The following is a 12,570-nucleotide window of genomic DNA, read 5'->3' as shown; positions in this document are numbered from 1 at the left end:
ACGGTCACGGTTCTTCGCCCTGTTCCTATTCGTGGAGTTGCAGATCCGGACTGAGAGCTACTCGACCGAGAGGCCGGTGTCCTTCAGCCCATCGACTGTCTTCGCCTGAATTTCATCCAGGTCGACGGAGAGGTCGCCGCCGGGGCCGACGGCGGTCATCGTCTCCTGCATCGCTGAGGACGTGATCCCGAAGTTCGGACCCCACTGCCAGTCGTTGGCCTCGCCGGCGGCGGCCTCGTCGAAAACGCTCCAGATGTCGTTGCCGAACCAGCTGGAATTGACGGCCGACGCCTTCGACACGGCGGTGAGCTCGCTGGCTGCGAGGTACGCGTAGCCGATGTCTCCGCGGGCCTCGATGGCGGCGGGGTCGGTGGTGAGGAACTCGATGAACTTCGCGGCAGCGGCCGGGTTCTCGCTCGTCTTCGGGACGGCGAAGGTCGAACCTCCGTAAAGCGGAGCGATGTCGTTGCCCCAGCTAGGCAGCTCCGCGGCGATCCAGAGGCCTTCCTGGCCCGCGTCCTTCACGCGGTTGTAGATCGAGTTGGCGCTCCAGCTGGCGCCGATGACGCCGGCGGCGTTTCCTTCGACCATGTCCGCGGTCCACTCGTCGGTGAACGACGGCACAGCCTTGACGATGCCCTCGTCCAGCATTCTCTGCCAGAGGTCGGCCACTTCCTGCGTGGCAGGGTCATCGATGCCGACCGTCCAGCTGTCTTCGCCAGCGCTGAACCACTGGCCGCCGTTCTGCCATGCGAGGCCTGCGAACCAGCTCGACTCGTTCGCGTTGAACGACGCAAGGTAGCTCCCGGTCTTTTCGAGCACCGCCTTGCCGGCTTCCTCGAACTCGTCCCAGGTCGTCGGAATGTCGACACCAGCGGCTTCCAGCAGATCCTGCCGGTACCAGATCATCATCGGCGGTGCATCGTATGGGAGCGCCCACGTATCTCCGCCGAACTGGACGAGGCTCTTGCTGATGTCACTGAACTTGTCGAGAGTCTCGTCGGCGACGTAGTCGTCGAGCGAGGCCAGCCGGTCGGACGAGACGAACTCGGGAAGTGCGAAGTACTCGATCGTGGCGACGTCGGGCGCATTGCCGGCGCCGATCGCCGTGGACAGCTTCGCGTAGCCGTCAGCGCCGGACGGGATCGCTTCGAACACGACCTCGATATCGTCCTGGCTGTCGTTGAACGCCTCGGCGACGAGATCCATGTTCGCCAACGGCGACCAGAAGATGACCTTGCCGCTGGGTTCCTCGGTTACGCCCGGCGCGCCCGGCGCGGTGCTGCTGCACGCTGCGAGGGAGGCGACGGCGACGGTGACCGCTGCGATGCCCAGAGCTGATCTGATTGGTTTGCGCATTGCACACTCCTCATTGATGTGATTCGTTCAGTATGAAGTTTGATGTCCAGAACAACGCCGTAATGAACAAAACTGCACACTTCAGCTCGCGGGTTGACTTGATTCGCGCTCGATCAGTGTTGGGAGCAGGCCCACTCTGGCGAGGGCGCTGGGCGGCAGGCCCCGGTTCTCGGCGAGGATGCGGTCCAGGCAGGTCTTCGCGGCGAGATATCCGACGTCGTACTTCGGCGGTGCGACCGCGGTGAGTGGGACGGACGCGAGGCAAGCCACCTCGTCGTCGTATGCGACGATCGCAAGGTCGGTGGGCACCATCAGCCCCCGGTCCTCCGCGACCTCGATCAATGAGATCGCCGCCTCGTCGGGAAGGACGACGACCGCGTCCACCTCTTGTGCGATGCAGATGTCGAGCAACTCGATGAGACGTTCCCGCAGGCGTTCGGCCGGGGCATCCGCGACAGTCAGCTCGAGTTCGATCGGCTCGACGCCGGTACCCGCTTCGAGTGCGCGGCGATAGCCCTCGCGCACGAGCGGGGCGGTTGGGCTCTGACGCCAGGCCAGCGCTATGCGGCGGCGCCCGCGCGAGAGCAGGTGGTTGACCGCGAGCTCGGCGCCATGGGCGTGGTCGCTGCGAACGGCATTGAGGCTCACCCGCGTGCGGGTCGCGTCGATCGCTCGTTCGACGACGATCGCCGGTGCGGTCAGTTCGTCGAGCAGCTCGAACGTCGATGGATCCAGGTCATAGGACGTGCTCGGTGTCACCAGCAGTCCGTCGATCCCTTTGGCCGTCAGGCGTGCGATCTGCTCGCGCTCGAGGTCGGAGGAATACTCGGAGATGCCGAGCACGAGGCGCGCTCCCGCTTCCTGACTTGCAACCTTCGCTCCGCGGATCACGTCGGGGAAGTAGTACCGCGCGGACGGCACGATCATCCCGATCGTCGCGAGCGGCTGAAGGCGCCGCCCGGCGGACGATTGGCTGCGGGGCTTGACGGCACCGCCGTGGACGCGTTCGACGAGCCCTTGCTCCTCGAGATGGGCGAGATCCCGTCTGACCGTCATGCCCGACGCTCCGATGCGTTCCGCGAACTCGGTGATGCTCACAGACCCGCGTAGATCGATCTCACGGAGGATGTGCGATTGCCGTTCAGACTGGATCATGTTCAGTAGTGTGAACAACCTTTACCCGGATGCGCAACATCGAACAGGATGGCGAAGACCCGTGGAACACAGCCGACGGCAGCGGACGATCGAGGAGGAGAATGCGCGCCCTGATCGCCTTCGGCACCGGGAGGTACAGCGACCCGTGGCATCCGTTGGAGGCGACTGCCAATGCACTCGGCGGTATCGTCGCGGCCGCTGGCTTCGACGTGCGGTTCACGTCTGATCTCGACCGTGCGCTCGCAGCTCTCGGCGATGTCGACCTCCTTGTGGTGAATGCGACCGATCCCTGGCGCAATGGGCAGACCGGTCGCGGCGCGCCGGAGGCCTCGACATCGGGGTTCGCAGATGCGGTCGCGCGTGGTGTGGGCATCCTGGCGATGCACAACTCGATCGCAAGCCTCAGGGATTATCCGCTCTGGCGCACGCTCATCGGCGGGGACTGGGTGCCCGGTCGCAGCGGCCATCCTCCTCACGGATCGTTGACGGTGAACGTCGGACCATGGGCAGATCGGCCGGCATCGCGGTTCATCGTCGAGGACGAGGGGTACGTGTATCTCGAGGTCGACCATGACGTCGACGTTGTTGCGCTCCACGAGTCGGATGGGCTCCGGCATCCCCTCATGTGGCGACACGAAGCAGCCAGCACCCGCGTGTTCTACGATGCGCTCGGGCACGACCTCAGGTCCTACGCGAGCGCGGAGCATGTAGCGCTGATCCAACGCGCCGCGCTCTGGTGCGTGCGCGATTCCTGAACATGGTCGCTGCAGCGCCACATGATTGCCGGAATGCTGCCCTGGACGATGTGGGGCGGGGGCGTAGCCGAACTGCACGTCCGGCCCATCCCCGGGAGGGGCTAGCCGATGCCCCAGCGGCCTTGCTCCATCGGCCCTTGTCGCGCGGCCCTTCTCTCGTGGCAGCTCGCCCGCTCGTGAGCTTTTGTGCGCTTCGTTGACGCAGTTTCGGGGAGTCGCCTACCGTCGCAAGTCACGTGAACATCGGAGTTCTCATGGCAGTAATCAGCCGTCGCGGGCTGTTCCAGCTCGCAGCCGTCACAGGTTTCGCCGCCGTCGTCGTCGACTTGACCCCAAGTGCTGCATTCGGCGTCGACGAGTACGACACCCTGCGGCAACGGTGGATCGACAAGACGTTGCTCGGCACGGGCTACAACCCCGCCGCTGAGCCATTCGCGACCCTGTTGTCGAATATCGGGAGCAGTGCGGCGGCATCGCAGTCATCGATGTCGCCGTCGGCCTCATCGCTGTGGCCGGACCTGCCGCTCGGGTCCGCGAGTACCAATATCACCGGGAGCTTTGGGCGTCTGAAGACGATGGCGCAGGCGTGCGCGTTCCCTGGCACCGGATATACCGGCAACTCCGTGATGCTCGCAGATGTGATCACCGGCCTGGACTGGATGACGTCTCACTTCTACACGCCGACCACCACGTCGTACAACAACTGGTGGGACTGGCAGATCGGCTCGCCGAAGATCCTGCTCGACATCTGCGCGCTCCTTTACTTGTCCCTGAGCGGAACGCAGGTGAACAACTACCTCGCGGCGATCGACCACTTCGTGCCCGACTCGATGGTCGGCGCGTACGAGTCCTTCAGCACAGGCGCCAATCGGGTCGACTTCTGTCAAGTGCTGATCCTGCGCGGGATCATCGGCAAGAACCCGGCAAAGGTCACCCTCGGTCGCGATGCCCTCTCGCCAGTGTTCCCGCGCGTTCGCAGTGGCGACGGCTTGTATGCCGACGGTTCCTTCATCCAGCACGAGAACATGTCGTACATGGGCGGGTACGGGTACGTACTCTTCAACGGCTTCGCCAACCTCTTTGCCCTGCTCGACGGGTCGAGCTGGCCTGTCACCGACCCGAATCGCCAGCTGATCTTCGATGCGGTCCCGCAGGCGGTCGCCCCGTTCGTCTTCAATGGCCTGATCATGGACAACGTGTCGGGCCGCGGGATCAGTCGCGGAATCGCCAGCGTGAACAATCCGCTCGCCCTGCAGCAGGATGACCACACGCGCGGACATTCGCTCATCGGTGCGATCGTGCTGCTCGCGGAGGCTGCGCCCGCGGCGGACGCGGCCCGGATGAGGGCGATGGCCAAGGGGTGGCTGCAGCGCGACTACTACAGCCCGATGCTCACCGACTATTCCCAGTACCTGCACATCCTGGCGCTCGGCAAGTCGGTGCTCGACGACGGGTCCATCACGGCGATCGCCGAACCGTTCGAGAGCCGGGTCTTCGGCGGCCAGGATCGTGCGACGCATCGCCGTCCAGGATGGGCATTCACAGTCGGCATGTGCTCGGCTCGCACAGCCATGTACGAGACGATCAACGGCGAGAACCTGCGCGGCTGGCACACCGGATCGGGGATGACCTACTGGTGGGGGGACACGTTCGGCAACGGGCAGTACTCCGATGCGTTCTGGCCGACGGTGGACCCCTATCGTCTCCCAGGCACGACGGTCTCGCGAAAGCCACTCGCCGACAGTGCGGGCGGCCCGCACCCGGAGCCGCCCGCGGATGCTACCTGGGTGGGCGGGGTGACCGATGGCACATACTCCGCACTCGGCCAGGACACCCGCGGCGTCACCTCGACCGTCCGGGCAAGGAAAGCTTGGTTCTGCCTCGCTGATCAGGTGGTGTGTCTCGGCGCGGGGATCAGCTCCACGGATGGCTACGTCGTCGAGTCGACCGTCGAGAACCGCAACCTGGGACCCACATCAGCCGCTGCGCTCGTCGTCGACGGCGTCGCTCAGCCGCCGACGCAGGGCTGGTCGGCGACGCTTTCGGGAGCGGGCTGGGCATCGATCGCGGGCGTCGGTGGCTACATCTTCCCCGGCAGCGCAACGGTGAAGGCGGCGCGACAGGAGCGTACCGGTGACTGGAATGACATCAACGTCCGGGGTGCCACAACTGCCCTGACCCGCCGCTATGTCACCCTCTGGTTCGACCACGGGGTCGATCCGACGGCCGGCTCCTACAGCTACATCCTGATGCCCGGTGCGACCAGCGCCACGACCGGCAGCCGTGCCGCGAACCCGACCGTGGAGATCCTGGCGAACACCGCCGGCGTTCAGGCGATCACGGACTCGGCCACCGGTGTCACGGCGGCGAACTTCTACACGGCCGGCACCGCCGGGCCGATCACCGTGTCGGCGCCGTGCTCGGTGCTGATGCGCGAGAGCGGTGGAGTGTTGACGGTCAGTGTGGCCGATCCCACCCGGGCGGCGTCGACGATCACGGTGACGATCAACCGCAGCGGCTACACCACGGCGAGCCGTGACAGCGAGGTATCGGTCATCGGCCTCAACCCGATCAAGCTCGTGGTCGAAACAGGTGGTTCGCAGGGCGCCTCGCACACGGCGAGATTCGGAACCGGCACAGCGGTCACCGCCGGAAAGCTCGTCCCGCTCGCCCCCACGGCGGACGCGTTCGTCCGCGACGGCACGTACGCGTCGACGAACTTCGGCAGCGACGCAACGCTCGTGGTGAAGAACGCTCCCGCGGGATACCACCGTCGCTCATTCCTTAAATTCGACCTGAGCGGTCTGACCGCGGAACCCCGCCGGGCGGTGCTGTGGGTCTCGGGCAACACCGCGGACTCCGGCGGCACCCAGGCGACTGTGAAGGCTCACGCCGTCACGTCCGACTCCTGGACCGTGACCGGACTGACCTGGAACAACCAGCCGGCCCTGGGCCCAGTGCTGGCATCCGCCGACATGGGAGGCAAGACGGACTGGATCCCGTTCGACGTCACATCCCACATCCAGGCCCAGTACGCCGGCGACGACGTCGCAACAGTCGGGCTGGCGCAGGCCACTACCGGGCTCGCCGTCTCCCTCACCAGCGGCAATGGGACCGGGAATACGCCCTACCTCGAGGTGATCACCGACTGACGCCCGCATCGCTGAAATCAACCTTGCTCTCGGTCTCGCGACCTCGATCCCGTTCCGGCGCGTCGTTCCCGTCGGTGCAGACGCCGACGCGGCCGGGACGAACGCCTCGCCGAAATCAGGAGCCGGACAGTGACCCGCGGGTTCGCGGGCGAAGAAGCATCCCCCGACGTCAGCTCCGACAGCGCTACGCCGCGGGACCTTCGACCTTCCTTCCGGTTGCCGGAATCGATTGGCTGGTCAGGAGAGGGGCAACCGCATGAGCCTCGCCTTCCACCGCCGTGACGCGCGCATTTCGCGCGATCGGACGGAGGGGGACATAGCGACGCGGCATCCGAGAAGATCAGAGGGAAGTGCGAAATGGCATCCGACAGAGTCACCGTAGCCAACTCCAGCGCGTGGGGCTTCTTCTTCTTCCTCGCCTATATCGGCGCAGCGGTGTACTTCATCTCCGTGTCCGACGGCCGTTTCTGGGGAGTCATCCTCGGTCTGCTTCAAGCGATCGTCTGGCCCGCGTACCTGATCTATGGGACTCTCGCCGCCCTCGGGGTGTGACCTGCCGAGCATGACCGGTTGACCATCGCGGCGGGGGCTCCTGCAGCAGTCACCCGGCTCCTCTCAGCGATCGTCTCGGCGCCGCGCGATGATCGACCCCTGGGGGCGCTCGCCCGGCGGCTGCCGAGTGTCCGTCTGGACAGTGTCGAACCCTGTCGCGTCCAGTTCGGCACGGAGGGCGTCGACGGGCCATCGCCATGCCGGCGTGACCGCGTGGGCATATTCCTCGATCGCGGCACTCGCGAGGTACCCGATGAGCAGACGGCCTCCCGGCTTGAGGACGCGCCCCATCTCGATCAGAGGCACACGAATCGACTCGGGGGTGTAGTGGATGAGGGAGTACCAGGCCAGCACTCCGCTCACCGAACCCGTAGCCGCATCGAGCGACTCGAGGCTTCCGAGGGTGAAGCTCACGCCGGGGTAGGAGTTCCTGGCGTGCGCGATGAACGCGGGAACCGCATCGACGCCGCGGGCATCCACCCCGCGCTCGACGAGGAAGTTCGTCCAGTGTCCCGGGCCACAGCCCACGTCGATGACGTCACCGTCGAGACCGTCCGCCCACGCCGACACGAGCTGAAGGTCGGACGGGTGCACAGCCTCCATCGACCCCAGCAGGTCGATGTACTCTGCCGCGCGCCGTGAGTACGCGCGCCTGACCGTGTCGACCATGCGCCCGATTCTAGGCAGAGCACGATGCGCGTCCGTGACCGTCGTCCTGCGCGAGGCGGGCTACGAGAGCGGATGCCGCGCCCGCCGTGCACACGAAGGCCGGGGCATCCGCTCCGATGGCGTCGACGAGCGAGATCAGCGCGTCGCCGTCCGTGCCCGTCGTGAGGTGATGCCCGCCCGCATGGGTGCGGCTCGCCGTCGCCGCCACGCGCTCCTCGACTATGCGAGCCCTTTCGCGAGGTAGTGCTCGATGAGGTGCTCCGCGATCGCGATGGACGAGGTCGCTGCGGGCGAGGGGGCATTGCGGAGCAGGGTGACGGGCCCGACCTGGTCGACGGCGAAGTCGTCGAGGAGCTCGCCCGCGCGACCCCAGGCCTGCGCGCGGACGCCTGCGGCCGACTTGCGGGTGAGGTCGGAGCTCTTCAGCTCGGGGATGAACCGTCGCGCCTTCCGGAAGTACAGGGGCTTGATGAGCGAGCCCGAGATCTCGTCGACGCCCATGCGCCAGTGCTGCGTGGCGAGCGGCCACGCGCCGGGCCAGCGCAGCGACTCGACGGTGTCCTTCGCCGACCATTGCAGCCAGGTGTAGCCCTCGCGTGCGAGGGCGGGGACGGCGTTGGGTCCGACGTGGACGTTGTCGTAGACGCCCCGGGTGAAGTGCACGCCGAGGAACGGGAACCGCGGATCGGGCACCGGGTAGATCATGCCGCGGACGAGGTCGGTGCGTTCGGGGGCGAGCTCCCAGTACTCGCCGCGGAACGGCAGGATCTTCGGCGACGCGTCGGCGCCGACGAAGCGGGCGACGACGTCGGACTGCAGCCCGGCGCACACGATGAGCCGGTCGAAGGTGTGCTCCGACACGGGTGTGGTGACGCGCACGCCGCCGTTCTCGAGTCGGATGCCGGTCACCTCGTGGCCGAGCCGGATCGACCCGCCGGCGGCGCGGACGTCCTGCGCCATCGCCTCGGTGATGGACGCGTAGTCGACGACCGCGGTCCGGGGAGAGTGCACGGCGGCGACGCCGGCGACGTGGGGCTCGATCTCGCGGAGGCGCTGCACATCGTCGATGCGGGCGAGATCGGGGACGCCGTTCTCCACCGAGCGGCGCTCGATCTCGGCGAGGGCGTCGAGCTCGGACTCGTCGACGGCGACGACGAGCTTGCCGACCTCGCGGTAGGGGAGGCCCTTGTCTTCGCAGAACTCGCGGATCGACACCCGCCCGGCCGCGCACAGCGTCGCCTTGAGCGAGCCCGGCTTGTAGTAGAGGCCCGCATGAACCACGCCGGAGTTGTGGCCGGTCTGGTGCTGTGCGAGCCGGGCCTCCTTCTCGAGCACCGTGACCTGATCGCCGCGCGCGGCGAGGGCCCGCGCGAGCGCTATGCCGACGATGCCGCCGCCGATGATCCCCGTCGCGCCGGCCATCAGCGGGTCCTCACCGTCACGCTCGTCACGCGTGCGGAGGACGTCGGGGCCCCGAAGTCTGCCAGGGACGCAGCATCCCGGTGGATCGGTGCCACCGTGTCGACGGTGAAGCGACCGCCTGCGAAGTCGGCTTCGACGATGCTGCTCACGCGGATCCTCCTGGCGTCGCGACGGCGAGCGAGGGCCGCCCGCTGTGGCGTTCTCCCAGCATCACGTGGTCAGCGCGACCGGGCAACGGGCGAGGGCCTCGGATCTCGTAAGCCCTGGCTGCCCGGCGCTCACGCCTGGGCATCGCTTGGCTGCGTGCTGCCGTGTCGGGTGAGTGGTGTGCGAGGCCGGACATCCCGTGCCCGGTCCACGCCGGCGTGGCCCTGTGACTCTTGCGTATGCATCCTGTGACCGCTAACATTCGAATGATTGATCGATCAACCCCGGTGTGCACCCCGCGATGGTGCGCAAAACCGGCGCCCAACGTCGATCCCCCCGATACGAAGGAGTATCCACTGATGGTCAGTCCGCCCACCATTCGGACGCGCAGAGCCCGCTGGGTCGTGCTCGTGGCCGCGTCATCGCTGTGCATCGGCTCCGTCGTCGCCGCACCGGCGAGTGCAGAACCCGTCTACCCCGACATCACGGACGGTCTGGTTCACCACTTCGAGCTGAACGAGACGTCGGGTACGGTCGTGGCGAACACCGGAACAGCGGGCGCGGGAGCAGACGGCATCCTCGTGAACCCGGACAGGGCCGCACGCGGAGCCGACGGCATCCGGTTCAATCCCGACGACTACGCAGACGCCCTCTCGGGAGCGTACGTGCGGTTGCCGGATGACCTCACGGCGGGGATGCAGGCCGTCACGGTCGACTACGACATCTGGATCGACCCGGCGAATGTCGGAGAGCACCAGATCTGGAGTCTCGGCAACAAGACGTCGTGCGACGTCGCCGGCGGTCAACAGGGCCAGCTCTTCTCGTCGAACACACAGCGGCTGCGCGTCGCCGCGGGGACGGTGAACGTGCAGCAGAACCGCGTTCGCCTCCCGGAGGGTGTCTGGAAGCACGTGACGTACACGCAGTCACCCAACGCGAACGGCACCACATGGACGGGCACGCTGTTCGTCGATGGTGTGCAGCAGGCGCAGTCCGCGACGATCACGACCGCGCCGTCGGTCAATGCGGCCGGCACGAACTGCAACTTCCTGGGACGCTCGCAGGTGCCCGGCAACTACTCGTTCCGTGGCACCCTGTCCGACTTCCGCGTCTACGACCGCAGCCTCTCGGGGGCAGAGGTCGTCGCGCGTGCCGCGCAGGGCAACGACGAGGGCGCAGAGGCCGACGCCGCTGCCATCGACCTCGGACTGACGAGCGCAGTGGTCGAGGACATCGAGCTGCCCAAGCTCGGCACCGTCGCAGGATCCGCGATCACGTGGGAGTCATCCGACCCGTCGGTCGTGGAGGTCGTCACCCCACCCTCCGCCACAAGCGCCCGCAAGGTGCCGATTCTGGGGGTCATCACTCGGCCGGCACTCGGCGCGGATGACGCCACCGCAATCCTGACCGCCACCCTGCGCAAGGGGAGCGAGTCGGTCGCCGTCCGTGAGATGACGATCACGGTGCCAGCCGAGTTCGATGAGGCGCACTCCGTGGACCGGGACGCACTCGATCTCGAGCTGCACTCGACCGACAACGTCCGCGGCAACATCGAGCTGCCCAACCAGGGTCGCTGGGGCTCGACGATCGTCTGGGAGTCCAGTTCGGAGTACGTCTCATCCTCGGGCGAGGTCACGCGCCCGGCATACGGTCACCCCGAGGTCGAGGCAACTCTGACCGCGACTCTCGCCAAGGGCGGCGCGGAGGTGCAGAAGAACTTCGACGTGGTGATCAAGCCTCTGCCGCGTGAAGAGGAGAACGAGCGATACTTCCTCGGATACTTCAAGGGCGAAGGAATGGCCGACGGCGAGCAGATCATGTTCGCCACCTCCAACGGCAACAACGCCCTCGACTGGACGGGCTTGACGGGGGGCTGGCCTTCGCTCGTCTCTCAGCTCGGAGACCAGGGCCTGCGCGACCCGCACATCGTGCGGTCGCCGGACGGCGATACCTTCTACATGATCGCGACTGATCTGAACTGGTACGACCAGGGCGGATATGCGATCAACGACACCCAGTACATCGAGGTGTTCGAGTCCAACGACCTCGTGAACTGGACCCCGCAGCGTCACGTGAAGGTCGCCCCGGACGACGCGGGGAACGCCTTCGCACCCGAGTCGCTGTGGGTGGAGGAGATCGGCGCCTATGCGGTGTTCTGGGCACAGTCGCTCTGGAACGATCCGGTGAATCGCACAGGTCAGGGAAATGCGCAGATGTGGTACAACACGACGCGCGACTTCCAGACGTTCTCCGAGCCCAAGGTCTGGCAGAACCCGGCGCCGCAGTCGCGCATCGACACCACGGCGATCAAGGTCGGCGACGAGTACTACCGCGTCACCAAGAACGAGGCGGGCAACGCAGGGTCGGACATCTTCTCGGAGAAGAACGCGGACTTCCTCGACAGCGACATCAACGCCTGGGAGCTTGTCGCGCCGGCACTCGGCCGCACGACCTGGCAGTCGACCGCCGGCTATGAGGGGCCCGTCATCTTCGAGGCGAACGCCGGCGACACCGCTTGCCCGGGCCAGTTCTACCTGTGGGGCGACCGCTACACGAACGGCGGGGGATACCAGGCCGCCTGCGAGGCGAACATCGAAGCCCAGACGTGGCAGGCGAAGACCATCACGATGACGAACGCGGGCGTGCCCCGCCCGCGCCACGGGACGGTGCTGCCGATCACGCTCCGTGAGTGGAACAGCATTCGCGGCATCCCGAACGAGGACGTCGCCACGACGGTCGACATCGCCGTGGATGACGTCCGTGCCGATCAGGATGCCGAGGTGACGGCGACGGTCGCCGCCGAGGACGGCTTCGAGGTCGGAGGCGAGGTGCGGTTCACCGCCGGAGACTGGTCCGAGACCGTGTACCTCGAGGACGGCACGGCATCGGTGACGATTCCGGCCCGGCTCCCGGAGGGAGAGCAGAGCGTGAAGGCCGAGTTCCTCGGCTTCGACATCCTGCTCGAGTCGGAAGCGGAGGCATCCTTCCAGGTTCTTCCGGCGGTGGCCGCTTCGGTGGCGGTGACCGATCGCTGCGTCGCCGGCAGGGTCCTGCTGGTGGTCACGGCGACCAACGACGATGAGCGCAAGGTGTCGCTGCTCATCGAGACGCCCTTCGGCGCCAAGCCGGTCGGCGCGCTCGCGTCCGGCAAGACTCACGCCGCAGTGTTCACGACGCGCGCCGCGTCCATCCCATCCGGCACGCTCACGGTCGCCGTGGCCGCCGGTGACGGCTCCGACCGGGTGCAATCGGTCTACACCGTCGACTACGGGGCGATGTCCTGCTCGTGACACCGTCCGGTGGGGAGTCGCCCGGCGTGGCTCCCCACCGGCGCGGGCGTCCGCGTGTGAGACGGGTGC

General features: G+C 66.9%; 10 protein-coding genes. 4 read left to right on the top strand and 6 right to left on the bottom strand.

Annotation, left to right across the window (positions count from 1 at the left end):
- Positions 1 to 57: 57 nt before the first annotated feature.
- Both EER34_RS02475 and EER34_RS02470 read right to left on the bottom strand, forming a co-directional pair.
- A complete protein-coding gene (locus EER34_RS02475; RefSeq protein WP_127472989.1) occupies positions 58 to 1,359 on the bottom strand; it encodes an ABC transporter substrate-binding protein in 1,302 nt (433 codons plus the stop codon).
- Between the two features lie 81 nt (positions 1,360 to 1,440).
- Positions 1,441 to 2,514, bottom strand: coding sequence for a LacI family DNA-binding transcriptional regulator (locus EER34_RS02470; protein ID WP_127472988.1), 1,074 nt, complete (start codon positions 2,512 to 2,514; stop codon positions 1,441 to 1,443).
- Positions 2,515 to 2,543: 29 nt separating this feature from the next.
- Between EER34_RS02470 and EER34_RS02465 the strand changes: the two genes are divergently transcribed.
- The 3 genes from EER34_RS02465 to EER34_RS02455 all read left to right on the top strand — a co-directional run bounded on the left by EER34_RS02465 (position 2,544) and on the right by EER34_RS02455 (position 6,973).
- Positions 2,544 to 3,269 carry a ThuA domain-containing protein gene (locus EER34_RS02465; RefSeq protein WP_127472987.1) on the top strand — a complete coding sequence of 242 codons (726 nt, stop codon included), beginning with the start codon at positions 2,544 to 2,546 and terminating at the stop codon, positions 3,267 to 3,269.
- A gap of 254 nt (positions 3,270 to 3,523) precedes the next feature.
- Entirely contained in the window at positions 3,524 to 6,421 is a 2,898-nt protein-coding gene (locus EER34_RS02460; protein WP_127472986.1) for a polysaccharide lyase family 8 super-sandwich domain-containing protein, read from the top strand.
- A 357-nt stretch (positions 6,422 to 6,778) separates the two neighbouring features.
- On the top strand, positions 6,779 to 6,973 hold the full coding sequence (locus tag EER34_RS02455) for a hypothetical protein (protein WP_127472985.1): 195 nt from the start codon (positions 6,779 to 6,781) through the stop codon (positions 6,971 to 6,973).
- Positions 6,974 to 7,036: 63 nt separating this feature from the next.
- Here the strand turns inward: EER34_RS02455 and EER34_RS02450 are convergent, their stop codons facing one another.
- The 4 genes from EER34_RS02450 to EER34_RS17380 are packed head-to-tail and all read right to left on the bottom strand — an operon-like array spanning position 7,037 to position 9,213.
- Positions 7,037 to 7,642 (bottom strand): class I SAM-dependent methyltransferase, encoded by a 606-nt coding sequence (locus EER34_RS02450; protein WP_127472984.1) that lies wholly within the window; start codon positions 7,640 to 7,642, stop codon positions 7,037 to 7,039.
- A gap of 10 nt (positions 7,643 to 7,652) precedes the next feature.
- Positions 7,653 to 7,850, bottom strand: coding sequence for a hypothetical protein (locus EER34_RS02445; RefSeq protein WP_127472983.1), 198 nt, complete (start codon positions 7,848 to 7,850; stop codon positions 7,653 to 7,655).
- Positions 7,851 to 7,861: 11 nt separating this feature from the next.
- Entirely contained in the window at positions 7,862 to 9,064 is a 1,203-nt protein-coding gene (lhgO, locus tag EER34_RS02440; RefSeq protein WP_127472982.1) for an L-2-hydroxyglutarate oxidase, read from the bottom strand.
- On the bottom strand, positions 9,064 to 9,213 hold the full coding sequence (locus EER34_RS17380; protein ID WP_164743422.1) for a hypothetical protein: 150 nt from the start codon (positions 9,211 to 9,213) through the stop codon (positions 9,064 to 9,066). Before EER34_RS17380 ends, lhgO begins: the two co-directional genes overlap by 1 nt.
- 357 nt (positions 9,214 to 9,570) lie before the next feature.
- On the opposite strand from EER34_RS17380, the gene EER34_RS02435 reads away from it, so the two are divergent.
- On the top strand, positions 9,571 to 12,501 hold the full coding sequence (locus tag EER34_RS02435; protein ID WP_164743421.1) for an immunoglobulin-like domain-containing protein: 2,931 nt from the start codon (positions 9,571 to 9,573) through the stop codon (positions 12,499 to 12,501).
- Positions 12,502 to 12,570: the final 69 nt, after the last annotated feature.

Source organism: Microbacterium sulfonylureivorans, from assembly GCF_003999995.1.
Classification (GTDB): Bacteria; Actinomycetota; Actinomycetes; order Actinomycetales; family Microbacteriaceae; genus Microbacterium; species Microbacterium sulfonylureivorans.
The sequence above is the reverse complement of the archived record's forward strand: the minus strand, read 5'-3'. Positions and strand labels throughout refer to the sequence as shown.

Bases quoted from the DNA above. Each gene is read 5' to 3' on its own strand.
- EER34_RS02470 (WP_127472988.1), bottom strand. From the start codon at position 2,514: ATGATCCAGTCTGAACGGCAATCGCACATCCTCCGTGAGATCGATCTA.
- EER34_RS02460 (WP_127472986.1), top strand. From the start codon at position 3,524: ATGGCAGTAATCAGCCGTCGCGGGCTGTTCCAGCTCGCAGCCGTCACA.
- lhgO (WP_127472982.1), bottom strand. From the start codon at position 9,064: ATGGCCGGCGCGACGGGGATCATCGGCGGCGGCATCGTCGGCATAGCG.
- EER34_RS02450 (WP_127472984.1), bottom strand. From the start codon at position 7,642: ATGGTCGACACGGTCAGGCGCGCGTACTCACGGCGCGCGGCAGAGTAC.
- EER34_RS02465 (WP_127472987.1), top strand. From the start codon at position 2,544: ATGCGCAACATCGAACAGGATGGCGAAGACCCGTGGAACACAGCCGAC.
- EER34_RS02455 (WP_127472985.1), top strand. From the start codon at position 6,779: ATGGCATCCGACAGAGTCACCGTAGCCAACTCCAGCGCGTGGGGCTTC.
- EER34_RS02475 (WP_127472989.1), bottom strand. From the start codon at position 1,359: ATGCGCAAACCAATCAGATCAGCTCTGGGCATCGCAGCGGTCACCGTC.
- EER34_RS02435 (WP_164743421.1), top strand. From the start codon at position 9,571: ATGGTCAGTCCGCCCACCATTCGGACGCGCAGAGCCCGCTGGGTCGTG.